Source organism: Serratia sp. CY29653, assembly GCF_052169255.1.
Classification (GTDB): Bacteria; Pseudomonadota; Gammaproteobacteria; order Enterobacterales; family Enterobacteriaceae; genus Serratia; species Serratia sarumanii.
Window position 1 is genome coordinate 1339872 of sequence record NZ_JBJNLC010000001.1, and the last position, 23928, is coordinate 1363799.

Annotated in this window: 21 protein-coding genes and 1 pseudogene; 11 read left to right on the plus strand and 11 right to left on the minus strand. The window is 61.7% G+C overall.

The annotated features are described in order from the left end of the window. Positions 1 to 372: 372 nt before the first annotated feature. From ACJ8HN_RS06390 to clcB, 5 genes are all read left to right on the plus strand, one after another. Positions 373 to 1089, plus strand: a complete 717-nt coding sequence (locus ACJ8HN_RS06390; RefSeq protein ID WP_033638459.1) for an ABC transporter permease — start codon at positions 373 to 375, stop codon at positions 1087 to 1089. A 64-nt stretch (positions 1090 to 1153) separates the two neighbouring features. Then, complete coding sequence (locus ACJ8HN_RS06395; protein WP_442523555.1) at positions 1154 to 2011, plus strand: glycine betaine ABC transporter substrate-binding protein; 858 nt, start codon at positions 1154 to 1156, stop codon at positions 2009 to 2011. 9 nt (positions 2012 to 2020) lie between these two features. Continuing rightward, on the plus strand, positions 2021 to 2671 hold the full coding sequence (osmW, locus tag ACJ8HN_RS06400) for an osmoprotectant ABC transporter permease OsmW (RefSeq protein ID WP_039566299.1): 651 nt from the start codon (positions 2021 to 2023) through the stop codon (positions 2669 to 2671). Beyond that, a complete protein-coding gene (gene osmV / locus ACJ8HN_RS06405) occupies positions 2668 to 3807 on the plus strand; it encodes an osmoprotectant ABC transporter ATP-binding protein OsmV (RefSeq protein WP_041034977.1) in 1140 nt (379 codons plus the stop codon). Before osmW ends, osmV begins: the two co-directional genes overlap by 4 nt. Before the next feature lie 125 nt (positions 3808 to 3932). Continuing rightward, the gene (gene clcB / locus ACJ8HN_RS06410) at positions 3933 to 5234 is read left to right on the plus strand and encodes a voltage-gated ClC-type chloride channel ClcB (RefSeq protein ID WP_033648226.1); all 1302 of its coding nucleotides are present in this window, start codon (positions 3933 to 3935) and stop codon (positions 5232 to 5234) included. Here clcB and ACJ8HN_RS06415 read toward each other — a convergent pair. Next, the gene (locus tag ACJ8HN_RS06415) at positions 5231 to 5623 is read right to left on the minus strand and encodes a helix-turn-helix domain-containing protein (RefSeq protein WP_033648225.1); all 393 of its coding nucleotides are present in this window, start codon (positions 5621 to 5623) and stop codon (positions 5231 to 5233) included. The genes clcB and ACJ8HN_RS06415 overlap by 4 nt on opposite strands. 68 nt (positions 5624 to 5691) lie before the next feature. Here ACJ8HN_RS06415 and ACJ8HN_RS06420 point away from each other — a divergent pair, with 68 nt between their 5' ends. Beyond that, positions 5692 to 6186 carry a DUF2938 family protein gene (locus tag ACJ8HN_RS06420; RefSeq protein WP_126171199.1) on the plus strand — a complete coding sequence of 165 codons (495 nt, stop codon included), beginning with the start codon at positions 5692 to 5694 and terminating at the stop codon, positions 6184 to 6186. A gap of 6 nt (positions 6187 to 6192) precedes the next feature. Here ACJ8HN_RS06420 and bioD read toward each other — a convergent pair whose 3' ends face one another. The 3 genes from bioD to ACJ8HN_RS06435 form a co-directional block, all read right to left on the minus strand. Beyond that, positions 6193 to 6858 carry a dethiobiotin synthase gene (gene bioD / locus ACJ8HN_RS06425; protein ID WP_033638445.1) on the minus strand — a complete coding sequence of 222 codons (666 nt, stop codon included), beginning with the start codon at positions 6856 to 6858 and terminating at the stop codon, positions 6193 to 6195. A gap of 144 nt (positions 6859 to 7002) precedes the next feature. Next, on the minus strand, positions 7003 to 8220 hold the full coding sequence (mlc, locus tag ACJ8HN_RS06430) for a sugar metabolism global transcriptional regulator Mlc (RefSeq protein WP_004938526.1): 1218 nt from the start codon (positions 8218 to 8220) through the stop codon (positions 7003 to 7005). 159 nt (positions 8221 to 8379) lie between these two features. Beyond that, on the minus strand, positions 8380 to 9270 hold the full coding sequence (locus tag ACJ8HN_RS06435) for a LysR substrate-binding domain-containing protein (RefSeq protein WP_033638441.1): 891 nt from the start codon (positions 9268 to 9270) through the stop codon (positions 8380 to 8382). A gap of 147 nt (positions 9271 to 9417) precedes the next feature. Between ACJ8HN_RS06435 and ACJ8HN_RS06440 the strand changes: the two genes are divergently transcribed. Further along, positions 9418 to 10686 (plus strand): MFS transporter, encoded by a 1269-nt coding sequence (locus ACJ8HN_RS06440; RefSeq protein ID WP_031300458.1) that lies wholly within the window; start codon positions 9418 to 9420, stop codon positions 10684 to 10686. Between the two features lie 51 nt (positions 10687 to 10737). Here ACJ8HN_RS06440 and ACJ8HN_RS06445 read toward each other — a convergent pair whose 3' ends face one another. Further along, on the minus strand, positions 10738 to 12024 hold the full coding sequence (locus tag ACJ8HN_RS06445) for a glycoside hydrolase family 10 protein (protein ID WP_033648221.1): 1287 nt from the start codon (positions 12022 to 12024) through the stop codon (positions 10738 to 10740). Positions 12025 to 12142: 118 nt separating this feature from the next. Beyond that, entirely contained in the window at positions 12143 to 13939 is a 1797-nt protein-coding gene (locus tag ACJ8HN_RS06450) for a glycoside hydrolase family 3 protein (protein WP_442523190.1), read from the minus strand. A gap of 332 nt (positions 13940 to 14271) precedes the next feature. Here ACJ8HN_RS06450 and tus point away from each other — a divergent pair, with 332 nt between their 5' ends. Then, positions 14272 to 15210 carry a DNA replication terminus site-binding protein gene (gene tus / locus ACJ8HN_RS06455; RefSeq protein ID WP_126192332.1) on the plus strand — a complete coding sequence of 313 codons (939 nt, stop codon included), beginning with the start codon at positions 14272 to 14274 and terminating at the stop codon, positions 15208 to 15210. On the opposite strand, the pseudogene ACJ8HN_RS06460 reads toward tus, so the two are convergent. The 4 genes and pseudogenes from ACJ8HN_RS06460 to ACJ8HN_RS06475 all read right to left on the minus strand — a co-directional run bounded on the left by ACJ8HN_RS06460 (position 15200) and on the right by ACJ8HN_RS06475 (position 18369). Next, a pseudogene (locus ACJ8HN_RS06460) lies at positions 15200 to 15567 on the minus strand (VOC family protein). The gene tus and the pseudogene ACJ8HN_RS06460 sit on opposite strands and share 11 nt — an antisense overlap. 90 nt (positions 15568 to 15657) lie before the next feature. Next, the gene (locus ACJ8HN_RS06465; RefSeq protein WP_442523191.1) at positions 15658 to 16347 is read right to left on the minus strand and encodes a helix-turn-helix transcriptional regulator; all 690 of its coding nucleotides are present in this window, start codon (positions 16345 to 16347) and stop codon (positions 15658 to 15660) included. Positions 16348 to 16408: 61 nt separating this feature from the next. Further along, positions 16409 to 17806 (minus strand): class II fumarate hydratase, encoded by a 1398-nt coding sequence (gene fumC, locus ACJ8HN_RS06470; RefSeq protein ID WP_033638434.1) that lies wholly within the window; start codon positions 17804 to 17806, stop codon positions 16409 to 16411. Between the two features lie 230 nt (positions 17807 to 18036). Then, positions 18037 to 18369 carry a hypothetical protein gene (locus ACJ8HN_RS06475; RefSeq protein WP_033654745.1) on the minus strand — a complete coding sequence of 111 codons (333 nt, stop codon included), beginning with the start codon at positions 18367 to 18369 and terminating at the stop codon, positions 18037 to 18039. A 476-nt stretch (positions 18370 to 18845) separates the two neighbouring features. On the opposite strand from ACJ8HN_RS06475, the gene manA reads away from it, so the two are divergent. Together manA and ACJ8HN_RS06485 are read left to right on the plus strand one after the other, a co-directional pair. After that, positions 18846 to 20024, plus strand: a complete 1179-nt coding sequence (gene manA / locus ACJ8HN_RS06480) for a mannose-6-phosphate isomerase (RefSeq protein WP_048321522.1) — start codon at positions 18846 to 18848, stop codon at positions 20022 to 20024. Positions 20025 to 20164: 140 nt separating this feature from the next. Next, positions 20165 to 21697, plus strand: coding sequence for a YdgA family protein (locus ACJ8HN_RS06485; RefSeq protein ID WP_342155346.1), 1533 nt, complete (start codon positions 20165 to 20167; stop codon positions 21695 to 21697). Positions 21698 to 21742: 45 nt separating this feature from the next. Here the strand turns inward: ACJ8HN_RS06485 and ACJ8HN_RS06490 are convergent, their stop codons facing one another. Further along, on the minus strand, positions 21743 to 22906 hold the full coding sequence (locus tag ACJ8HN_RS06490) for a serine hydrolase domain-containing protein (RefSeq protein WP_171884780.1): 1164 nt from the start codon (positions 22904 to 22906) through the stop codon (positions 21743 to 21745). A 102-nt stretch (positions 22907 to 23008) separates the two neighbouring features. Between ACJ8HN_RS06490 and ACJ8HN_RS06495 the strand changes: the two genes are divergently transcribed. Then, a complete protein-coding gene (locus tag ACJ8HN_RS06495) occupies positions 23009 to 23917 on the plus strand; it encodes a LysR family transcriptional regulator (protein ID WP_049234463.1) in 909 nt (302 codons plus the stop codon). The last annotated feature ends 11 nt before the right edge of the window (positions 23918 to 23928 follow it).

Consider the following 23928-nt stretch of genomic DNA (forward strand, 5'->3'; position numbering starts at 1 on the left):
TTTTTTTCTGCGGATTTTTTTACTTTCCACGCATCCCAGCGCTGACGCGGTCTGCGGCGCCAATCTGGGCAAACTCAATCAGCTGATTTTGTTCATAAAACTTGGCACGCTCAACGACAGGGTGCTATACCTTCCCTAGCCGGCGCCTTTGGGCTTCGTGCTTTCTCGGGTTTAAATATCAGTATCTTATGCTGATTAACTCACGTATTGAGCCTACGTTCAGCACGCTGTGCCGAACGCACCCTTCGCTCAATCTCGCTAACCTCATGCGAAACGCCCGTTTTGTACCGCCACGCCCGCCGGGCAGTGGGTAACAATCAGAGCGGAATGCGCCGCCTATCGGCCGCTCCGCGCAACGGAGGACGCAACATCATGCACAAGTCAGCGCCATACCGGCGCCTGCTCCTCGGGAGCCTGCTGTTTATCGCCGTCGTCGCGCTGCTGGTTTACGGCATCGGCTGGGAAACCCTCAAGTCGCGCCGGGAAGATTTGATTTACCTCGGCCAGCAGCACATGTTCCTGGTGGCGTGCTCCATGCTGCTGTCGCTGCTGGTCGGCATTCCCAGCGGCATCCTGCTGAGCCGCCCTTTCGCCCGCCGCTGGGCGGAGCACGTGATGCAGATCTTTAACGTCGGCAACACCCTGCCGCCGCTGGCGGTGCTGGCGCTGGCGATGGTGATCATCGGCATCGGCGACCGACCGGCGGTAGTGGCGCTGTTCCTCGCCTCGCTGCTGCCCATCGTGCGCAATACCTATGCCGGCCTGCGTTCGGTGCCGCCGGCGCTGGTCGAGGCCGCCAACGGTATTGGCATGACCGCCGGGCAGCGACTGCGCCAGGTCGAACTGCCCAACGCCCTGCCGGTGATCTTCGCCGGGGTGCGCATCGCAATGGCGATCAACGTCGGCACCGCGCCGCTGGCATTTTTGATCGGCGCCAGCAGCTACGGCGAACTGATCTTCCCCGGCATCTACCTGAACGACTTCCCGACGCTGATCCTCGGCGCCGCCGCCACCGCACTGATCGCCCTGCTGCTCGATCTGGCGCTGGCCGGTCTCGGCCGCCGGCTCAGCCCGCACACCGCATCCTGATGGGAGAAACGCGATGACTCGATGGTTACAACGCCTCCGCCACGCGCTGCTGTTCTCCTTGCTGATGGCCGGCGCGGCCGCCTGGGCCGCCCCGCTGACGCTGGCGAGCAAGAACTTCACCGAACAGCGCATTCTGTCGGCGATCACCGTGCAATACCTGCGGGCCAAGGGTTTTCAGGTCGAACCCAAGACCAATCTGGCCACGGTGATCACCCGCAACGCCATGATCAACAAACAGATCGACATGACCTGGGAATACACCGGCACCTCGCTGATCATCTTTAACCACATCAATAAGCGCATGACGCCGCAGGAAACTTACGACACGGTGAAAAAGCTCGACGCCAAACTCGGCCTGGTGTGGCTGCAGCCGGCGGACATGAACAACACCTACGCCTTCGCCATGCAGCGCCAGCGCGCGGAAAAAGAGCAGATTCGCACCATGTCGCAGCTGGTGGCCAAAGTGGAACAGGTGCGTAAAACCGACCCGAAACACAACTGGCTGCTGGGGCTGGATCTGGAGTTTGCCGGCCGCTCGGACGGCCTGAAGCCGATGCAGGCGCTGTACGACATGCCGCTCGATCGTCCGCAAATCCGCCAAATGGACCCCGGCCTGGTCTACAACGCCATCCGCGACGGCTTCGTCGACGCCGGGCTGGTGTACACCACCGACGGCCGGGTGAAAGGCTTCGATCTGCAGGTGCTCGAAGACGACAAGGGTTACTTCCCGAGCTATGCGGTCACGCCGGTGGTGCGCGCCGACGTGTTGCAAAACACGCCGGGGCTGGAAGAGGCGCTGAACACGCTGTCGAAACAGTTCAACAATCAGGTGATCACCGAGCTTAACGCCAGGGTGGATATCGACTACCAGACGCCGCAACAGGTCGCCGATGCGTTCCTCAAGCAGCGCGGCCTGATATAGGGAGGCATGATGAATACCATACTTTACGCCTGGCAAAACTGGGCCTATATCGCCGGATTGACGCTGGAACACCTGCTGCTGGTCGGCATCGCCGTCGGCCTGGCGATCCTGATCGGCGTGCCGCTCGGCGTGCTGATCGTCCGCCATAAATGGCTGGCGACGCCGGTGCTGAGCCTGGCCACGCTGGTGCTGACCGTGCCCTCCATCGCCCTGTTCGGGCTGATGATCCCGCTGTTTTCCTTAATCGGCCACGGCATCGGCTACGTGCCGGCGATCACCGCGGTGTTCCTTTATTCGCTGCTGCCGATCGTGCGCAACACCCACACCGCGCTCGACAATCTGCCCGGCGGGCTGCGCGAAGCCGGCCGCGGCATCGGCATGACGTTCTGGCAACGCCTGCGCTGGGTAGAGATCCCGGTGGCGCTGCCGGTGATTTTCGGCGGCATTCGTACCGCCGTGGTGATGAATATCGGCGTGATGGCGATCGCCGCAGTGATCGGCGCCGGCGGCCTCGGCCTGCTGCTGCTCAACGGCATCAGCAGCAGCGACATCCGCCAGTTGATTACCGGCGCCGTGATGATCAGCCTGCTGGCGATCGTCCTCGATTGGTTATTGCACCGCTTGCAAATTGCGCTTACGCCCAAGGGGATCCGCTCATGATTAAATTGGAAAATCTGACCAAACAGTTCATGCAGAAGAACGGCACGCCGTTCAACGCCGTCGACAACATCAATCTGGACGTACCGGAAGGCGAAATCTGCGTGCTGCTCGGCCCTTCCGGCTGCGGCAAAACCACCACGCTGAAGATGATCAACCGCCTGATCGAACCCACCGGCGGCACCATTCTGGTCAACGGCGAAGACACCAGCGCGCTGGATACCGTCAGCCTGCGCCGCAAAATCGGCTACGTCATCCAGCAGATCGGCCTGTTTCCCAACATGACCATCGAGGAGAACATCACCGTGGTGCCGCGCATGCTGGGCTGGGACAAAAAACGCTGCCACGATCGCGCCGAGGAGCTGATGAGCATGGTGGCGCTGGATCCCAAGCGTTTTTTGCACCGCTACCCGAAAGAGATGTCCGGCGGGCAGCAGCAGCGCATCGGCGTGATCCGCGCGCTGGCGGCCGATCCACCGGTGCTGCTGATGGATGAACCCTTCGGCGCAGTGGATCCGATCAACCGCGAAACCATCCAGAACGAGTTTCTCGACATGCAGCGCCAGCTGAAAAAGACCGTGATGCTGGTGAGCCACGACATCGACGAGGCGCTGAAGCTCGGCGATCGCATCGCGGTGTTCCGCCAAGGCAAAATCGTGCAGAACGCCAGCGCCGATGAGCTGCTGGCGCGGCCGGCCAACGACTTCGTCGCTTCCTTTGTCGGCCAGGATCGCACGCTGAAGCGCCTGCTGCTGGTGCAGGCCGGCGACGTGGCCGATCAACAGGAAACGGTGACGGTGCGGCGGGAGACGCCGCTAGTGGAAGCGTTCGGGCTGATGGACGATATCGACGCCCGCTCGGTGACGGTGGTGGACGCCGACGGCAAGCCGCTGGGGTACGTCAAGCGCCGCGAGGCGCGCGGCGCGCCGGGCGTCTGCGCCGACAGCCTGCACCGTTTCCGCGTCACCGCCCGTGCGGAGGAGAACCTGCGCGTGGTGCTGTCGAAGCTGTACGAGCACAACACCTCCTGGATGCCGATCGTCGATGAAGACGGCCGCTACAGCGGCGAAATCTCGCAGGATTACATCGCCGACTACCTCAGCTCCGGCCGCACGCGCCGGGTGCTGACGCCGCAATAACCCACGCCGGGGCGCTCGCCGCCCCGCCCACGCCGCAGTTTGCTAAAGATTCACTGGTCATCGGCCGGAGCGCCAAGCACAATGCGCTGATGACCCTTTGATTTTTCTCACGACGCCGCCCACGCATGAAAAGATTGGTCCACCTGCACCACTATCGCGCCCTGTTGCGCAGCCTGTTTATCGCCGTGTTCATCGGCGTCGCCGCCGCTCTGGCGGTGTGGCTGTTCCACCGTTCGATGATTGGCCTCGAGTGGCTGCTGCTCGGCAATGCCGACGGCAGCCTGGTGGCCGCCGCCGCCGCGCTGCCCGGCTGGCGGCGCGCCCTCACTCCGGCGCTGGGCGGGCTGGCGGCGGGCCTGCTGCTGTATATGCATCAGCGCTACCGCCACCAGCGCCCGGCGGCGCCCACCGACTATATGGAAGCGATCGAGACCGGCAACGGCAAGCTGGACACCGGCGCCAGCCTGGTGAAGTGCCTGGCGTCGCTGCTGGTGGTGTCGAGCGGCAGCGCCATCGGCCGCGAAGGCGCGATGATCCTGCTGGCGGCGCTGGTGGGCTCGCTGTTCGCCCAGCGCTTTACGCACGAGAAAGAGTGGAAACTGTGGGTGGCCTGCGCCGCCGCCGCCGGGATGGCCAGCGCCTATCATGCGCCGCTGGCGGGCAGCCTGTTTATCGCCGAGATCCTGTTCGGCACCCTGATGCTGGCCTCGCTCGGCCCGGTGGTGATCGCCGCGGTCAGCGCCCTGCTGATGACCAACCTGCTCAACGGCGGCCAGGCGCCGCTCTATCTGGTGACGCCGCTCGCCGCCCCCTTGCCGACGCAATACCTGCTGATGGCGCTGGTCGGCGTGGTGGCCGGCGCCGGTGGGCCGCTGTTTTTATGGCTGATGACCGCCACCGGCCATGCCTTCCGCTCGCTGCGGTTGAAGCCGCCGTTGCAGCTGGCGCTGGGCGGCCTAATCGTCGGGCTGCTTTCTCTGCTGTTCCCGCAGGTGTGGGGCAACGGTTACAGCGTGGTACAGGCGCTGCTGATCGCGCCGCCGGGGGTATTGCTGCTGGGGGCGATCCTGGTGTGCAAACTGTTGGCGATCCTCGCCAGCAGCGGGTCGGGCGCGCCGGGCGGGGTCTTCACCCCGACGCTGTTCGTCGGCGCCGCGCTCGGTTCGATCATCGGTCAGCTGTTTGGCCTGTGGCCGGGCATGGATGCGGCGGTGCCGCTGCTGCTGGCGCTGACCGGCATGGCCACCCTGCTGGCCGCCACCACCCATGCGCCAATCATGGCGGCGCTGATGGTGTTTGAAATGACCGGCGAATACGCGCTGCTGCCCGGCATTCTGCTCTCGTGCGTGATCGCCACCACCGTGTCGCGCGGCCTGCGGCCGGTGTCGGTGTATCACTCGGCGCCGCCGCCCAAACGCGAGGCTTAGAACTCGCCCTGCTGCAGGATTTTCCTGAACTGCGGGCACTGCAGGTGCTCGGGTTCAGGGCAATCGACCATGTGGCGCAGCCCGTCGCGCACCTGCATCAGGCGTTGGATATGGCGATCCAGTTCATCCGCCCGCGCCGCCAGCAGCCCGCGATCGAGCGCTATCTTGCCCCGTTCGTCAAACAAGGCGCTCATCTCGTCCAGCGTAAAACCGGCCAGGCGCGCCAGCGCGATCAGCCGCAGTTGGTCAAGCACGCCGGCGGCGTATTGGCGGCGCAAACCGTGGCGGCCCGTCGACGCGATCAGCCCCTTTTTCTCGTAATGCCGCAGCGCGGAAGGCGCGACTCCGCTCAGGCGCGCCACCGCGCCGATATCCAGTTCTTTTGCCATTGACTTGAAGCCGACTTTAAGTTGCACACTGTGCGCACATTATCACGTCACTGAGCCAAGGACACCCTATGACCCCCGATCTGTTAGTGCGCATCCTGTTAACCGGCGCCGGCGCCACCCTCTGTATGGATCTGTGGGCGCTGCTGCTGAAGCGGCGCTTCGACATCCCTTCTCTCGATTATGCGCTGGTGGGCCGTTGGTTTCTCGGCATGTTCGACGGCCGCTGGTTTCACGCCACCATCGTTACGGCGCCGCCGCGCCGGGGAGAGAGAGAAATCGGCTGGATATTGCATTACGCCATCGGCATCGCGTTTGCCTTTATCCCGCTCGGGTTGGCGGGCAGCGAGTGGTATGCGACGCCGGAGCCGCTCATCGCGCTGTTGAGCGGCTGGCTGAGCCTGGCGGCGCCATTTCTGGTGATGCAGCCCGCGCTGGGCTTTGGCGTGGCGGCGGCAAAAACCGCCTACCCACGAAAAGCGCGGCTCCTCAGCCTGCTCACCCACACGGTGTATGGGCTGGGCCTGCTGATCGCCGCCCGGCTGTTGGCGACGCTCTGCGTCTGAACGGACTTACAGCAGCGTGGAAATATCGAGGTAGTGCGCCAGTTCGCGCTGCTCCGCGCGCGGCAGATACGGAATTTCACCCAGCAGCGGCGCGGGAATGCGCTGCTGCAGCGCCGCGATGGTTTCGGCATAGTGCGCCAACCCCGGGTTGATGCGGTTGGCGACCCAGCCCAGCAGCGGCAGACCGTCGTTGATGATCGACTGCGCGGTCAGCAGCGCGTGGCTGACGCAGCCCAGTTTGATGCCCACCACCAGCACCACCGGCAGCTGTTCCTGCACCACCCACTCGGCGTAAGGCCGCAGATCGTTCATCAGCACCCGCCAACCGCCGCTGCCTTCCACCACCACCGTGTCGGCTTTGGCGGACAGATCGCGCAGACCGCTGCTCATCACGCCATAGTTGATGTCCTCGGTTGCATGCGCGTGAAACACCTCATCCAGGCAGGTGATGGGATTGATCTCCTCGTAGGACAGCGGCAGGGTTGAGGTGGCCTGCAACACCAAAGCGTCTTTATTGCGGATGCCCTCACTGGTTTCCTGGCAGCGCGCGGCGATCGGCTTGTAGCCGGCCACCGAACGGCCATCGGCGGCCAGCGCCTGCATCAACCCGCGGGAAACCACGGTTTTACCGACGTCGGTATCCGTGCCTGTCACAAATAAACGCTTCAACATGAATAAAATGCCCCAGAATGCCCCGTTAACAATGTGTCGCCGCACCGGCGGCGAAGAAGTCTTGCGGAAAAATTCTAGGGGATGCGCCCTCATAGGGGCTTGAGGTAGCTCAATCTTTTGCGGGATTAATAAGAAGTTCTGATGTTAGCCCTGCAGCAGCTGCACCAGCAATGAACCGTTGTACAGCGCCTCTTTCACCAGCGCCGCGCCGGGCATGGTGCCCTGATTGAAGAACTGCGTGGATTCGACCTTGACCTGCTCGCTATAGGCCGGCAGCGCCTGCTGACGAATGCAGGAGGCGATGGCCGGATGCAAGATCTCCGCCGCGCGGTTGAGCGGCGAGCCCACCAGGATCTTCTCCGGATTGAACAGGTTGACCATGATAGCCAGAATGCGCCCCACGCTGTGGCCGACGCCGAGGATGATGTCCCGCGCCAGCTGATCGCCCGCCAGCGCGGCGTCGCACAGCGATTCAACGGTCAGCGGCGCGCCGTGCAGGCTGGAGCTCATCGAGCCGCTCAGCCGCTGCTGGGCGATCTCCAGCATGTTCTCGATGCTGGCCACGGTCTCGAGACAGCCGTGGTTGCCGCAGTAGCAGCGTTTGCCGTAAGGATCGACTTGGGTGTGGCCGATCTCCACCACGCTGTGGCTGCCGGCGTGCAGCACATGGCCGCCGGTGATCACCCCGGCGCCGACGTTATGGTCGATCACCACCTGAATGACGTTCTGGCTGCCGCGTGAGGCGCCGTACAGCGCCTCGGCCATGGTCCAGGCGCTGATGTCGTGCTGCAGGTAAACCGGCAGGCCGGTGCGGGTTTCCAGCGCCGGGCCGAGCGGCATCTCCAGCACGTCGTAAAACGGCATGCGGTGCACCACGCCGGACTGCACGTCGATCATGCCCGGCAGCGTGATGGCGATCGCCGTCAGCCGCTCCAGCTTGCTTTGGTGGCGGATAAAGAACTGATCGACTTCGGTCAGAATGCGTTTCAACAGCGGTTCGGGGTGTTCGGCCGCCAGCGGCAGCTGTTCCTCCACCACCAGTTTGCTGCTGAGATCGCGCAGCGCCAGCGTGATGCTGCCGCGGCTGATGCGGGCGGACAGGTAATGCCAGGCTTCGGTGTCCAGCACCAGGCCCACCGCCGGGCGGCCCCGGCTGCCGATTTCCTGGTACTCGGTTTCCTTGACCAGGTGGGCTTCCAGCAGTTCGCGCACGATCTTGGTGATGCTGGCGGGCGCCAGCTGCGCGCGTTTTGACAGTTCGATGCGCGAAATCGGGCCCAGTTGATCGATTAGCCGATAAACCGCCCCCGCATTAGTCTGCTTGATTTGATCGATATGCCCAGGCTGCCCAACCGCAATCACAAACCTGCTCCTACTATTTTTCGCGCTTCTAAATAAAGACTAGGGATTATGGTGGGGCTTTTGTCATACAGCGTCAACTATTTGATTCGTTATGTGATTTGCTGCACAAATTCCTCGCAATTTCAGCGTGAATCGAGTTTTATTTACCCGGTTTCGGCGTCATTTGAGCATCAACGCCATCAGCGCCTGCGCCGCAGCGGTCAGCGGCCGCCGGCGGTGATGCACCAGCCACACTTCGGTGGTGGCATCCGGTTCCGCCAGCGGCAGATAGCGCACGCCGTCCACCCGCACCCGGGCGAAAGAGGCCGGCAGAATCGACACCCCCAACCCGGCGGAAACCAGCCCGATGATGGTCATCGCTTCGCCCACTTCCTGGGTGATGTACGGAGTTATGCCGGCCTTGCCGAGCAGCAGCAGAATTTCGTCGTACAGCGCGGTGCCGACTTCACGCGAGAAGAACACGAACGGCTCCTGCGCCAGATGTTGAAACCGCAGCGCGCCGCCGGGCGTTTCCGCCAGCGGATGCCCTTGCGGCACCACCGCCACCAGCGGTTCGCGCAGCAGCAGCTGATAGTGAAGCGCCTCCGGCAGCCGCGTGTTGCGCATCACCCCCAGATCCAGCTCACCGTTCAGCAACGGTTCGATCTGCTGTTTGGTGTTGATTTCGCGCATTTTGATATGCACCTGCGGCGAGTGCTGACGAAAGGCGCGCAGGCTGCGCGACACCACGCCGATAAAGGGCGCGGAAGAGGTAAAGCCGATGGTCATTTCCCCCAGTTCACCGCGATCCAGACGCGCCGCCTTTTCCGCCGCGCGCCCGACCTGATCGAGCACCTGATAGGCTTCTTTGAGGAACATCTCCCCGGCCTGGGTCAAACTGACGTTGCGGTTGTTGCGCGCCAGCAGCCGCGCGCCGACCATCTCCTCCAGCGCCTGGATTTGCTGGCTGAGCGGCGGCTGGGAGATGCGCAGCCGCTCGGCGGCGCGGCCAAAATGCAGCTCTTCCGCCACGGCGATAAAGTAACGCAGGTGCCTCAATTCGATATTCATATTTAAAACATCTTAATTTTAATTATTAATATATTAGACAAAAAAATCGCCGCTCCCTATCATTTTGTTATCTGCAAAGTGTCTGTTTATCTCCCCGACGTTCGGTAAGGAAACGCTGTGACAACCCCTGTGCGTTCTGCGGCCGCGATGCCGTCGACGCTGGCCGCCAACGATGACGCGGCCGCTGCGCCAAAAGTAAAACGCTCCACCCTCAACAACAAACTCCCCTACATCGAACGCGGCACGCCGCAGTTTATGCGCGTGACGCTGGCGCTGTTTTCCGCCGGGCTGGCGACCTTCGCGTTGCTTTACTGCGTGCAGCCGATCCTGCCGGTGCTGTCGCAAGATTTCGGCGTCTCGCCGGCGGAAAGCAGCCTGTCGCTCTCGGTCTCCACCGGCCTGCTGGCGATCGGCCTGATGTTCACCGGGCCGCTGTCCGACGCCATCGGCCGCAAATCGGTGATGGTGGTGGCGTTGCTGCTGGCGGCGGTCTGCACGCTGATCTGCGCCTTTATGACCAGCTGGCACGGCATCTTGCTGATGCGCGCGCTGATCGGCCTGTCGCTGAGCGGCGTGGCGGCGGTCGGCATGACCTATCTCAGCGAAGAGATCCATCCCAGCTTCGTCGCCTTCTCGATGGGGCTGTATATCAGCGGCAACTCGATCGGCGGCATGAGCGGCCGCCTGGTGACCGGGGTGTTGACCGACTTCTTCTCCTGGCGCGTGTCGCTCGGAGTTATCGGCCTGTTCGCCCTCGCCGCCGCCTGCATGTTCTGGCGCATCCTGCCCGCCTCGCGGCATTTTCGCGCCAGCTCGCTGCGCCCGCGCACCCTGCTGATCAATTTCAAACTGCATTGGCACGATAAGGGCCTGCCGCTGCTGTTCGCGGAAGGTTTCCTGCTGATGGGCAGCTTCGTCACCCTGTTCAACTACATCGGCTATCGCCTGCTGGCGGATCCTTACCACCTGAGCCAGGCGATCGTCGGCCTGCTGTCGGTGGTGTACCTCACCGGCTCCTACAGCTCGCCCAAGGCCGGCGCGCTCACCTCGCGCTTCGGGCGCGGCCCGGTGCTGCTGGCCTCGATCGTAATTATGCTGATCGGGATTCTGATTACCGCGCTGCCACAGGTGCCGGCGATCTTTATCGGCATGATGCTGTTCACCGCCGGCTTTTTCGCCGCCCACTCGGTGGCCAGCAGCTGGATCGGCCGCCGCGCGCGCCGCGCCAAAGGCCAGGCGTCGTCGCTGTATCTGTTCTGCTATTACGTCGGCTCGAGCGTGGCCGGCACCCTCGGCGGCGTGTTCTGGCACAGTTTCGGCTGGAATGGCGTGGCGGCGTTCATTAGCCTGATGCTGCTGCTGGCGCTGCTGGTAGTGCATTACCTGAAACGCCTGCCGGAAGCGGCGCGCCTTTGAAGAGAAAAAGCCGCGGTGGTTTGCCGCGGCTTGTCATGCCAGTGCCTGTGATTATTGACCGGTTTTCCAGCGGGTGCGCAGGTACTCCACCGCCTTATCCGTTTGCGGCTCAGTCAGATAGCGCTGCCGGAACAGGATGGTTCCCCCCATTCCCGGCAGGCTTTCGTTGAGATCGAGCTGCCTTTTCAGTTCGGGAACGCCGCCCTCGACGGCCCAGGCCGGCTCGCCGGCGGCAGGCGTGCCTACTTTATACAGCGCCACCCCGGCATAGAGCCGAACCGACGTGCCTTTCACCACCTCGGCCCACCAGTTGGCCAGCACGTCGTAGCGGACAATTTCACGATCAAAAGGCCAATACAGCTGCGGTGCGATGTAATCGAGCAGCCCCAGTTTTACCCACTGGCGCGTATCGGCATAGGCCGTATCATACGATGGCGCGCCTGCCCGCGTCGCCGAACCGTCAGGATCGTCCGCTTTGTTTCGCCATACGCCCGCCGGGCTGACGCCAAACGCAACCTCGGGCTTCAATGCTTTGACGGCGGCTGACACCTGTTTTATCAATTGCAGCGTGTTGTCTCTGCGCCAGGCGGCTTTGTCTGCAAATCCTTTGCCGTATGCGCGATATGTTCGTTCATCATCCAGCGGCGATTGCGGCGTTTCGTAATAGAAGTAATCGTCAAACTGAATGCCGTCGACATCGTAGTTTTTGACTATTTCAGCCACCACGCCGGTGATCCAGTTGCGCACGTCGGGCAGGCCGGGGTCGAGCACGAAGCGCTCGTTGGCGGTGCGTATCCAGTCGGGATGCAGCGCATAGACGCTGGCCGGCGGCGACTGCAGCGTATGATTGAGTGCCTCAATCGTCTGTGGGCGGGTATTCATGGAAACCCGATAAGGGTTCAACCAGGCATGCACCTTGATGCCGCGCCGGTGCGCTTCTTGCAGCATAAAGGCCAGCGGATCATAGCCGGGATCCTGGCCAACGGTGCCGGTCAACACCTCAGACCAGGGCAAGATGTTTGAGCGCCACAGGGCCGTGCCGTCCGGTTTAACCTGAAAATAAACCGTGTTAATCCCGGTTTTCACCATCTCGTCCAGCGCGTCCGTCAGCCCCTGTTTCTGCTGACAAACCCGCTCTTGCGCGGTTTCCGCCTTCAGGGAGGCCGCCGGCGGCCAGTCCAGGCCAATGACCGTGGCCAGCCAGATGCCCCGCATCGGTGTTATCGGCGGTGTCGGCCGCGGGGGCTTCTCCGGTTCGGGTGGCTTGGCGCATCCGCTCACGCCCAGCATGGCGGCCATCAACAGCCATCCGCCTAATTTTGTTGCGCCTGTCGGCATCCTGATTCTCCTTCCGTGAGTGACGGTTATCCCATGTCGTTACGTGCAGAGCAAGAAACTGCCCGTTATCAAGCTGCCGGCGTCGCCTTTTTCAGACGACGCCGGTGCCCTTATCCCATCACCAGCTCAGCCCAGTCCCGCGAGGGAACGCCACCTTGCCCGTATTGGTTTCCGCATCGTAGTCATGCCAGGTGTTGACCGGCAATTTGCCCTGCGGTTTGATTTTACCCGTCAGCACCTGCGCTAAAGAGACCATCGAAGGGCCGCGCCACACGCCGCTGTCATAACCGTAGTAGGCGTAGGTGGCGACGGCCGCCTCCACCTCTGCGGCATAGTTCACGATATCGTAAGGGGCGCGCAGTGAGAGGTGAACGCGTTTTTTCCCCTGCTCGGCAGCGTATTTCAACCAGCCCGGATAAGGGCTGCCGTCATTGCCCGCTCCGGTTGCGGAAGTCACCACCCCATCCTGCTCGGCAGGCGTAAAGCGGGTTGACAGCGTTCCGAGCAGGAACACGTCGCAGCCGGCAATATGCTCTCTGATCTGGGCATCGCTCAGTTCCGTTTCCTTCGCGGCAACGACGTTCTGATACCCCTCCTGCGCCATCACGCGCGCAATGCCGTTGGCCTGCTCGCCCCACGGGGTCAAAATAAAGTAGCGCAGCGTTTTGTCCTTCAACGGCAACAGGCTGTGGCGATTGATCACCACGGTAATGGAGCGATCGGCGATGCGTTTTTCCAGCTTGTGCGCTGAGGACGAAGCGTCGTTGGAACAGGGATGATCGCGATGCCCCATCAGGTTATGGCGTAATTTGAGGCGCAAAATTCGCTCGACCGAGGCATCGATATCAGCCTCGCTGAGATGCCCCGTTTTCACCCTGTCCGCAAGGTAACGGATCAGATCCGGCAGCAAGCGCGCCTGGGCCGGCGAGGCGATGCTGACAGGCATCAGGGCAATATCCACCCCGGCGGCAAAGACGTTTTCAGCGGCCGCTTGCTGGCTGAAATGCTCGGCAATCGCGCCCATATCCAGCGCGTCTGAAATCGTTACGCCGGCATACCCCAATTCATTGCGCAGGATCTGGGTCTGAATTTCATGCGACATGGTGGCCGGCACCGTGATTTTTTCACCGCTGCGGGTGTCTATCTGGCGGTTATCCAGTGCCGGATACTGAATATGGGCGGTCATGACCATGTCCGGCGCCGCGCAGCGATCGATGGCCTGCTTGTAAGGGGCGATATCGATGGCAAAAGCCTCTTCCCGCGTGCGATCGACGCGCGGCAAGCCGGTATGCGAGTCGGTCGAGGTGCTGCCATGGCCGGGGAAGTGCTTGTAAGCGGTGATCAGCCCCTGCTGTTTCATGCCCGCCACCATTTTCTCTGCCAGACGGGAAACGGTGTTCTTATCATCGCTGAAGGCGCGAACGTTAATCACCGGATTGAACGGGTTGGTGTTGACGTCCACGACCGGGGCAAAGTTGGTATTGATATGCAACGCGCGCATATCCTGGGCCATCAGTTTGCCTTGTTCAACGGCGAGATGTTTATCCGCACCGCCCTCAATCGCCGCTGTGAGCGCCATATTGCCAGGAAATGAGGCATAGTCGCCGCGCGGCAGCCGGAAAACGTTACCACCTTCGTTATCGGTGCCAATAAACAAACGAATGCCCGCGTGGGTTTTCATCGCGGCATACCAGGCCGTCAATGTGTTGATCTGCTGCTTGTCTTTCAGATTATTGGCAAACAGGATCACCCCACCCACGTGGTTATCGGCGATCAGCTTGCCAATGGCTTCATCGGGAACGGTCATATCCTGATTGCTGCTACCGCTCCGATCCCAGTAGCGAAAATCCAGCATGATTTTTTGCCCGATTTTCTCTTCCAGCGTCATGTTTTTGACTTTCTGTTTAATATCCACAGTGAACCTCCGTTTAAAGCGCCCGTTAATGACAGAAGAAAAGATAACCCCAAGGGCTCATCGCGTCCTGCCATTCCGTTTGTTCCAGCGTTTGGACAACGGCGAGCGGAAAATGGATTAAACAAAACACAAACGAACAGGATAAAATCCATAAATGAATCAAAACACTACGCATACAGAGTGTATTGCGTGCCCTGCCGCCAAAGACCGTTATGGCGTATTTTCCGCTGATAAGCCGGGTGGCCAATGAAGCCGCCTTTTCCCCGGTGGCCTATGTTGCCCCCAGTCTGCTACTCCCCTATAGTATGTTGTAACTAAAATAGGAAGGTGCGATGAGCAGATACGATGTGATAGGCCGGATGAACGCCTGCTTTACCGAACTGGAGCAGGCGCTCGGCGCGCTGCAGCAGCAGATCGCCCCGCTGCGGTTGCTGGCGGCGCGGGTGTTCAGCCTGCCGGAGGTTGAAAAAGGCCAGGAACATCAGGCCATCTCACATATCGCGGTCGAACAGCATGTGGGGCAAGCGGCGCGCGATCTGGCGCTGGAGCACTATCAGCGGCTGTTTATCCACCATAACCGGGAGAATGTCAGCAGCAAGGCCGCCGTTCGCCTGCCCGGCGTCATCTGTCTGGCGGTGGAGCAGCCGGAGTATCAGGTGCTGCAAACGCAGCTGGCGCTGATCAATCGCCTGAAGGGCGAGCTGGAACAGATTATCACCGTCGATTCCGGCCTGGCGCCGGAGCAGCGTTTCGAGTTCGTGCACACCCATCTGCACGGGCTGATTACCCTCAGCGCCTATCGCACCCTCACCGCCCTGACCAATCCCGACTCCGTGCGCTTTGGCTGGGCCAACAAGCACATCATCAAAAACGTCAAGCGAGACGACATCCTGGCGCAGCTGGAGAAAAGCCTGAAAGCCGGCCGCGCGGTGCCGCCGCACAGCCGTGAACAGTGGGCTGCCCTGGTCAGCCGCGAGATAGACGACGTCAGCCGCCTGCCGCAGCACGCGACGCTGAAAATCAAGCGGCCGGTCAAAGTGCAGCCGATCGCCCGGGTGTGGTATCAGCAGCAGCAAAAACAGGTGCAACACCCCTGCCCGCTGCCGCTGATCGCCCTGTGTCAGGTTGAAAACGGCGCCGCGGTGCCGAAGATTGGCGAGCTGCTCAACTACGACGTCGACGCGGTGAAACACCGTTACAAACCCGACGCCCAGCCGCTGCGGCTGCTGGTGCCACGCCTGCACCTGTATACCGACGACGCTACTCGCTGAGGGCATACACCCGCAGGCGATGGCCGTCCGGATCCCGCGCCACGAAGGTGTAACCGAACGCCATCTCGGTCGGCGTTTGCTCAATCGGCAGCCCGAGTTCGCACCATTGGTTATAGCGCGCCTCGACCTCTTGCGGATCCTGGCACAAAAAGCCCAGTTCACCGCCGCCGCCGGTCAGGGTCGCCGCAGGTTTTACCCCTGTTTGGCCCACATCCCCAGCTTAAAGCCGTTGTTGAGCACGAACAGGGCGAAGCCGGGAGAAAGCTCTACCGGCGCCTGTCCCAGTAAGCGTTGATAAAAGGCGGCGCTGTTCAGCGGGTTGTCGACGTAAAGCAGGGTCATGCTGGGAAGAGTCATCGGTCTGTCCTCTGGGTGATGGGAACCGGCCGGTTCCCGATAGGCACAGACTAAAGCGCGCTACTGACAGTTTATGGCAGCAGCGTGCCGCTATTGCTCCGCAATGCCCTCGCTGAGGCGCCACTCTTTCAGCAGCCGCCGCCGGCCGCGCGGATAGCGCTGTTCCAACGGCATGGCGGCCTGAATGCGATCGAGGCGAAAATGGCGAAACGCCTGGCGCAGCTCGCACCAGGCGACCAGCACCTGGAGCTGGTCGAAAAAGCCCAGCGCAAAGGGCCACAGCAGGCGTTCGCTGCGCTGCCCCGCCAGATCGAGATAGTCGATATGCAGCTTGCGCTCGCGGCGAATGGTGTCACGGATCAGCACCCGCAGCTCATCTGCCACCGGCGGTGCCTGAACCGGCGCGATCAATAGCGTGTTGGCCTCCAGCTCCTCCCGCAGCGCCGGCGGCAGCACGGCGGCGATCTTGGCCAGCGCCTGGCCCGCGGCGCTCGCCAGTTGGCTATCGCCGCGGCGGCTGACCCAGCGCATCCCCAGCACCAACGCTTCTGTCTCCGCCTGCGAGAACATCAGCGGCGGCAGCATAAAGCCGGGGCGCAGCACATAGCCGACGCCCGCCTCGCCGGCGATCTCCGCCCCCTGCTGCTGCAGCGTAGCGATATCGCGGTACAGCGTGCGCATGCTGATGCCCAGCGTCTGCGCCAGCGAATGGCCCGCCACCGGATAACGGCGGCTGCGCAGCAGCTGCATCAGATCGAGTAAACGTTGTGCGCGCGACATCTTGATTTCTCCACAAAAAAAGGGCTTACCTCAGTAAGCCCCCGGTTGCCTCACAGATCAATCATTTCTGCATGCTGCCGACCATCGCTTCCGGCCGCACCCACTCGTCGAACTGCGCTTCGGTCAGGTAGCCCAGCTTCAGCGCCGCGGCTTTCAACGTCAGCCCTTCCTTGTGCGCTTTCTTGGCGATTTCCGCCGCCTTGTCGTAGCCGATGTGGGTGTTGAGCGCCGTCACCAGCATCAGCGATTCGTTCAGCAACTGGGTGATGCGATCGCGGTTCGGTTCGATGCCCACCGCGCAGTGCTCGTTGAAGCCCTGCATGCCGTCGGCCAGCAGGCGAATCGACTGCAGGTAGTTGTGGATCACCATCGGGCGGAACACGTTCAGCTCGAAGTTGCCGGAAGCGCCGCCAATGTTCACCGCCACGTCGTTGCCCAGCACCTGGGCGCACAGCATGGTCATCGCCTCACACTGGGTCGGGTTGACCTTGCCCGGCATGATGGAACTGCCCGGTTCGTTCTCCGGGATCGAAATTTCGCCGATGCCGCAGCGCGGGCCGGAAGCCAGCCAGCGCACGTCGTTGGCGATCTTCATCAGCGAGGCCGCCAGCCCTTTCAGCGCGCCATGCCCTTGCACCAGCGCGTCGCAGGTCGCCAGCGCTTCGAACTTGTTCGGGGCGGTGACGAACGGCTGATGGGTCAACTCCGCCAGCGCTTTAGCCACGCGCACCGCGTACTCCGGATGGGTGTTCAGCCCGGTGCCGACCGCCGTGCCGCCAAGCGCCAGCTCGGCGATGTGCGGAATACTGTCCTCGATGTGTTTCAGATTGTGCGCCAGCATCGCCGCCCAACCGGAGATCTCCTGCCCCAGGGTCAGCGGCGTGGCGTCCTGCAGATGGGTGCGGCCGATTTTGACGATGTCGCGGTAGGCTTCGGCCTTGTCGCTCAGCGTCTTGTGCAGCACTTTCAGCTCGGGGATCAGATGTTCGCGCAGCGCAATCACCGCCGCCACGTGCATCGCGGTGGGAAACACGTCGTTGGAGCTTTGGCTTTTATTGACGTCGTCGTTCGGGTGCACCTTGCGCTCTTCACCGCGCACGCCGCCCAGCAGCTCGCTGGCGCGGTTGGCCAACACTTCGTTCATGTTCATGTTGGTCTGGGTGCCGGAACCGGTTTGCCAGATCGACAGCGGAAACTGGTCGGCATGGCTGTCCGCCAGCACTTCGTCGGCGGCGCTGATGATGGCGGCGCCCCGTTCGGCCGGCAGCAGCCCCAGATCCACGTTCACCTGCGCGGCGGCGCGCTTGGTCAACGCCAGCGCGTGGATCAGCGCGGTCGGCATCTTTTCGGAGGAAATGCGGAAATGCGCCAACGAACGCTGGGTTTGCGCGCCCCACAGCTTGTCGGCCGGTACTTCGATGGGGCCCATAGAGTCTTTTTCGATACGAACGCCTGCCATCATTATCTCCTTAGCATAATTCCTAAAATCGTAGGGTTAGGCCGACGCGCTACCCCCCGTCGGCATGCACTCCCAGTATAGTGACATAATAACTATTCGCATTAAGAGAGTTATCTCACAGCACGTTTCATCTTTTTTACCCATTAACGACGCGGTTATTTTCCATCGGTTAACCCGCGGCGAAATAAACGGCCGGGAATGAGCCAGGAGAATAAAACTGTGGCTACTCATTAACGCGGATGACGCGAATTAAAATTATTGATGCGCTGCGCCTGTAAATGATTGAGCTCATCGATACGTTGTTGCTGCAGATGATTGATCTCGTCGTAGGCGTCCTGCCGTTCATGATGCCGATAGGCCCCGGTCGCCACCGCGCCGGCGGTGAGCGCCAACGGGTGCGCCACGGGCACGATCGCGGCGGGAACCGCGACCGGCGCGGGTGCAACGACGATCGGCGCCGGCGCGATCGCCACGGCGCGCGGCGCCGCGTAGGGATAGGTGACAATCACCGCCGCCTGGGCTGCGCCGGCGCAAAGCCCCAACAGCAACAACAGTTTTTTCATGCAACAGACCTCTGGTTTTGTTAAATCGACTCGTTAGCCGTTACGGTAAAGAGGTCTGACGCGCAGGTTTAAGCTCGGCGTGTGATCGCCCGGCGCAGCGCGAAAATAATAATAAGGGAATGGCTCAGACGGTAAAAAATAAATTCAGCAGTCATATTTTGACATGCTGAATAATAAATAATGCGGCAGGATGAGCGGACTATCGGCAATAATCCCGCCGGTTCAAAAAATAATCGAACGGCGGGTTTTCCGGGCCGCCTTGAGGCCTGCGCGCCAATTGAGGCGCCGATCGTTATCACGCTATACTTTGGCCCCGTTGCCGGGCGCGACGTTATTCGGCGTTGTTTTGATCGCGCCCATGATTTTTCCTGCCGACGCGGGCGTATGATGGTTGTCGGCACAGATTTAACTAACCGTATAAAATCAGTAAGTTATTGCCATTCGGTACGGCAATGACGCTAAGGACGTTTATCGACATGCAAAAAATGACCAACGCGGTACAGAATTACGCCTGGGGCAGCCACGATGCGCTGACCCGTCTTTACGGCATCGCCAACCCTGATAATCTGCCGATGGCCGAACTGTGGATGGGCGCCCATCCCAAGAGCCCTTCCCGCGTGCCGGGCGCCGACGGCGAGCTGCGTTCGCTGCGCTTTCTTATCGATGAAGACCAGCCAAAACAGCTGGGCACCAACGTCGCCAGCCGCTTTGGCGAGTTGCCGTTCCTGTTTAAAGTACTCTGCGCCGATCAGCCACTGTCGATCCAGGTCCACCCGAGCAAAGCGGCGGCCGAAATCGGCTTCGCGAAAGAGAATGCCGCCGGCATCCCCCTGAGCGCCGCCGAACGCAACTATAAAGATCCCAACCACAAGCCCGAGCTGGTGTTCGCCCTCACGCCGTTCCTGGCGATGAACGGCTTTCGCGAACTGGCCGATATCGTTTCCCTGCTGCAACCGATCGCCGGCGCACACCACGACATCGCCGCCTTCCTGCAACAGCCGGACACCGCGCATCTCGCAACCCTGTTCGCCAGCCTGCTGACGATGAGCGGCGAGCAAAAGTCGCTGGCGCTCGGCGTATTGAAAGCCGCGCTCAACAACCAGCAGGGGGAACCCTGGGACACCGTACGCTTTATCGCCGGCTTCTATCCGGACGACAGCGGCCTGTTCTCACCGCTGCTGCTGAACGTGGTGCAGCTCGCGCCGGGCGAAGCAATGTTCCTGTATGCCGAAACGCCGCACGCCTACCTGAAAGGCGTGGCGCTGGAGGTGATGGCCAACTCGGACAACGTGCTGCGCGCGGGCCTGACGCCGAAATTCATCGACGTGCCCGAGCTGCTGGCCAATCTGCAGTTCCGCCCGCAGCCGGCTTCCGGCCTGCTGACCCAGCCGGAGCCACGCGGCAACGAGCTGTTCTTCCCGATTCCGGTGGAGGATTTCGCCTTCTCGCTGCACGATTTGACCACCGCCCCGCAGGCGCTGGCGCAGCAAAGCGCCGCCATCGTGTTCTGCGTCACCGGCGAAGCGACGCTGGAAAAATCCGGGCAACGCCTGACGCTCAAACCGGGCGAATCCTGCTTTATCGGGGCTTTCGAATCCCCGGTCAACGTCAGCGGCAGCGGCCGCATCGCCAGGGTTTATAACCAGCTGGCCTAACCGTTGATAAATTTCAGCAAATTGCTTGCTGAAAGCGAGAGCTACCCCCACAATTAAACGCCTGCGGGCGTTTATTTTCGGCCCCTATTTGCCCCTCCCGCGCAACGGAGGGTGATAAGAAAAAAGGATGAAACAGAGCTATGAAAAAATCGTTAGTCGCTGTCAGCGTCATTGTGGTTCTTGGCGCAGCATGGACCGGGGCATCCTGGTACACCGGGAAACTGATCGAGCAGCACATGGGCGAAGTCGTCGACAACGCCAACGGCCAGCTGAAAGCTTACCTGCCGAAAGCCGGGGTTAAGCTGAGCTATGAAAATTACCAGCGCGGCCTGTTCAGCAGTAAAGTGCGTTATGTGCTGCGCTCCGACGGCACGGATACCAGTGAAGACGCGGCGCTGAAAGCCGGCGAAGAAGTGGCGTTCCTGGAAACCATCGATCACGGCCCGTTCCCCTTCGCCCAGCTGAAAAAATTCAATCTGCTGCCGAGCATGGCGTCGGTGCATACCGAGCTGGAAAATACCCCGGCGGTGAAGGGCCTGTTTGACACCACCAAAGGCAAATCGCTGTTTACCGCCGATTCGCGCATCTCTTACAGCGGGGACACCTCGTCCGCCATCGACATCATCCCGCTGGACTACCAGAAGGATAAGTCTTCGCTGAAATTCAGCGGCGCCACCATTAACGCCGATGTGTCCAGCGATCTGAAAAAATTCGTGCTGGACGCCAATAGCGACAATATCGTGTTCGCCAGCCCGAACGAATTCGGTCAAAACGAGCAGATCACCTTCCAGGGCTTCAACCTGAAGGGCAACAGCAACGAGAGCAAGTTCGGCGTGAAGCTCGGCGATCAGACGATGACGCTGAAGCAGTTCAAACTGACGATCGACGGTAAAGATACCGTGGCGCTGGACGGTTTCAACCTGGTGAGCAAGTTCGGCGAGCAAGGCAGCAGCAACATCGGCGGCCAGATCGACTACACCATGGACGCGCTCAAGGTGCAGGGCAACGATTTCGGCGCCGGCAAGCTGGCGCTGAAAATCGACAACGTCGACGGCAAGGCGCTGAAAGACTTCGCCGACAGCTACAACCGCCAGACCATGGCGCTGCTGCAACAGGGCGAGAACCTGGATCCGGCCGTGTATGAGCAGCAAAACGCCGAGCTGTTGCAAAAGAACCTGCCGCTGCTGCTGAAAGGCAACCCGAGCCTCAGCATCGCGCCGCTGAGCTGGAAAAACAGCAAGGGCGAGAGCACCTTCACGCTGGATCTGGCGCTGACCGATCCGAGCAAAGCCGCCTCCCCGGCGCAATCGCCGGATCAGCTGATCGCGCAGGCGGTTAAAAAGCTGGATATCAGCCTGACCATTCCGGAAGCGATGGCCACCGAAGTGACCGCGAAAACCGCGCTGTTGCAGGGTTACAATGCGGAAGACGCGCAGAAACTGGCGCAGCAGCAGGTGCAGGGCCTGGCGGCCATGGGCCAGATGTTCAAGCTGACCACCCAGAAAGACGGCGTGATCGCGAGCAAGTTCCACTATGCCGACAACCAGGTTGACCTCAACGGCAACAAGATGTCGCTGCAAGAGTTCATCGGCCAGTTCGCCATGCTGGGCGCCCCGGCGGAAGACGCTGAACCGGCGCAGGAAGCGGAACCCGCTCCGGCACCGGCGCAGTAATCGCCTGACAGCCTGATCAAGGGCCCCCTGCGGGGCCCTTTTTATTTACCCCATTTCCGCGGCGTAAACCGCATCGCGGATTTGCTGCGGATAGCGGCCGCACATGCCTTCAAACGCGGTGTTGGTCAGTATCACCACGCTCAGCTGCGCCTGTGGATCAAAGAACCAGCTGTGGCCGTAAACGCCGCCCCAGGTCAGCGTGCCGGCATGCTGCGGCGTCTGCGCGGCATCTGCGTCCACCAGCAGCGCCCCGCCGAAACCGAATCCCCAGCCCGGCCCTTGCGTTTGCGCCTGCGCCCCCACGTGCGGGCTGCGCAGCAACGCCACCGTGTCCGGCTGCAACATGCCCTGCCCGCCGCTGCGCAGCGCCTCCACCAGCCGCAGCACATCGTCGGCATCGCCGACCATGCCCGCGCCGCCGGAAGGATAGGCCCCGGCGTTAAGCGCCCGCGCGGGTGAAAACAGTACCTCGCCCCCCGCCATTTCCTCCGGCAGCGCCAGCCGCAGGCCTTCATGCATGCGCTGCGGCCCTTGCGGCGTGTTGTAATACGGTGTCGCCAGATTCGCGGCGTCCGTCGCATAAAACGCGGTATTGCCGAGCCCCAGCGGCCGCGCCACCCATTCGACAAACAGCTGCGGCAGCGGCATGCCCGTCACCCGTTCCAGCACCGCGCCAAGCACGTCGATCGCCAGCGAATAATTGAAGCGCTCCCCCGGCGCCGACAGCAACGGCGCCTGTGCCAACAGCCGCAGGTTTTGCTCCAGCGTCAGCGTCGACAGCTCCACGCCGTCCTGGATCCCCAGCTGATGATAAACGCCCGCCGGCGGCTGGCTCAACCGATAGTCCAGCCCGGCAGTGTGGCTCAGCAAATGACGAATCTTGATCGCCGGGCGCCGGCCGTCCGCCAACGCCGGAGTGAACCACGGCAGCCAGTCGCTGAGCGTGTCGTCCAGGCTCAGCTTGCCCTGCTCAATCAGGCGCAGCGCCGCCAGCGTGGTATAGGGTTTGGAGACCGACGACAGTCGAAACTGCGTTTCTCGCCGCATCGGCCGCCGCGCTTCGCGATCGGCATAGCCGGCCGCCCCGGCGTAGCAAATCTCGCCCCGCCGCGCCACCAGCACTACGCTACCCACGATGCGCCCTTCGGCCATCGCCTGTTGATCGATCGCCGCGATCCGTTCTGTTAACGCCCGTTGTTCTGCCGACATGATTTTCATCTCTCTGATGGAAAGTTAAATCAGTCTAAAACCTTCGTCATAAATTAAAATAAGGCATAATTTAATGAATCATTAAGCACAGGTTATTGATAGATGAGTTCACTCCTGCAGCTGTTGCCCTATTTCGAAGCCGTCGCGCGCCTGGGCAACTTTACCCGCGCGGCCAGCCAACTGGGCGTCACGCCGCCGGCGGTGTCGCAAAACATTCAGGCGCTGGAGAATCAGCTGGGAGTGCGGTTATTTCACCGCACCAGCCGCTCGGTGCGCCTCAGTGACGAGGGCCGGTTGTTCTATCAGAAGGTATCGCCGGCGATGAGCCAGATCGACGTGGCGGCGGACGACGTGCGCGCTCTGGGCGCGCAGCCGGCGGGCCTGCTGCGCATTACGCTGCCGCAGCTGGCCGCTTCTCTGCTGGTAATGCCGCATCTGGCGGAATTTCAACGGCGCTATCCCGACGTGCAGCTGGAACTTTTTACCGAAGACCGCTTTTCCGATCTGGTGCTGGGCAGTTTCGATGCCGGCATTCGCATGCACGCCATGCTGCAAAAGGACATGATCGCCGTGCCGATCGACAACGGTCAGCGTCGGGTGCTGGTCGCCTCGCCCGACTATCTGGCGCGCTGCGGCGTACCGGCCACGCCGGACGATCTGCCCGTTCACCACTGCCTGCGCTACCGTTTCCCCGGCAGCGGCAAACTGGAACCCTGGTATTTCAGCCTGGGCGACGATGAACGCGCGCTGGACGTCAGCGGCAGTTTGATTTTTAACGAAGATCGGCTGCTCAAGGATGCGGCGTTGGCGGGCCTGGGTATCGCACAGCGTTTTCAGGGCACGGTGTTGCAGGAGCTGGCGCAGGGGCAACTGGTGGAAGTGCTGCCGGATTACGCCAGCGAAGCGTCGGGGTTTTTCATCTACTTTCCCGCCGGCCGGCATCTGCCGCTCAAGCTGCGCGCCTTTATCGATTTCATGCGCGAGCAACGTGAACGGCAGCATCGCTGGTAGGGGCACCTCGT

Coding starts and splice junctions, on each gene's coding strand:
- manA (WP_048321522.1), top strand. CDS start 18,846: ATGCAAAAAATGACCAACGCGGTACAGAATTACGCCTGGGGCAGCCAC.
- ACJ8HN_RS06415 (WP_033648225.1), bottom strand. CDS start 5,623: ATGGCAAAAGAACTGGATATCGGCGCGGTGGCGCGCCTGAGCGGAGTC.
- ACJ8HN_RS06445 (WP_033648221.1), bottom strand. CDS start 12,024: ATGCCGACAGGCGCAACAAAATTAGGCGGATGGCTGTTGATGGCCGCC.
- clcB (WP_033648226.1), top strand. CDS start 3,933: ATGAAAAGATTGGTCCACCTGCACCACTATCGCGCCCTGTTGCGCAGC.
- bioD (WP_033638445.1), bottom strand. CDS start 6,858: ATGTTGAAGCGTTTATTTGTGACAGGCACGGATACCGACGTCGGTAAA.
- ACJ8HN_RS06435 (WP_033638441.1), bottom strand. CDS start 9,270: ATGAATATCGAATTGAGGCACCTGCGTTACTTTATCGCCGTGGCGGAA.
- tus (WP_126192332.1), top strand. CDS start 14,272: ATGAGCAGATACGATGTGATAGGCCGGATGAACGCCTGCTTTACCGAA.
- ACJ8HN_RS06485 (WP_342155346.1), top strand. CDS start 20,165: ATGAAAAAATCGTTAGTCGCTGTCAGCGTCATTGTGGTTCTTGGCGCA.
- ACJ8HN_RS06395 (WP_442523555.1), top strand. CDS start 1,154: ATGGCCGGCGCGGCCGCCTGGGCCGCCCCGCTGACGCTGGCGAGCAAG.
- osmW (WP_039566299.1), top strand. CDS start 2,021: ATGAATACCATACTTTACGCCTGGCAAAACTGGGCCTATATCGCCGGA.
- ACJ8HN_RS06390 (WP_033638459.1), top strand. CDS start 373: ATGCACAAGTCAGCGCCATACCGGCGCCTGCTCCTCGGGAGCCTGCTG.
- ACJ8HN_RS06465 (WP_442523191.1), bottom strand. CDS start 16,347: ATGTCGCGCGCACAACGTTTACTCGATCTGATGCAGCTGCTGCGCAGC.
- ACJ8HN_RS06495 (WP_049234463.1), top strand. CDS start 23,009: ATGAGTTCACTCCTGCAGCTGTTGCCCTATTTCGAAGCCGTCGCGCGC.
- ACJ8HN_RS06440 (WP_031300458.1), top strand. CDS start 9,418: ATGCCGTCGACGCTGGCCGCCAACGATGACGCGGCCGCTGCGCCAAAA.
- fumC (WP_033638434.1), bottom strand. CDS start 17,806: ATGGCAGGCGTTCGTATCGAAAAAGACTCTATGGGCCCCATCGAAGTA.
- ACJ8HN_RS06420 (WP_126171199.1), top strand. CDS start 5,692: ATGACCCCCGATCTGTTAGTGCGCATCCTGTTAACCGGCGCCGGCGCC.
- ACJ8HN_RS06490 (WP_171884780.1), bottom strand. CDS start 22,906: ATGTCGGCAGAACAACGGGCGTTAACAGAACGGATCGCGGCGATCGAT.
- osmV (WP_041034977.1), top strand. CDS start 2,668: ATGATTAAATTGGAAAATCTGACCAAACAGTTCATGCAGAAGAACGGC.
- ACJ8HN_RS06475 (WP_033654745.1), bottom strand. CDS start 18,369: ATGAAAAAACTGTTGTTGCTGTTGGGGCTTTGCGCCGGCGCAGCCCAG.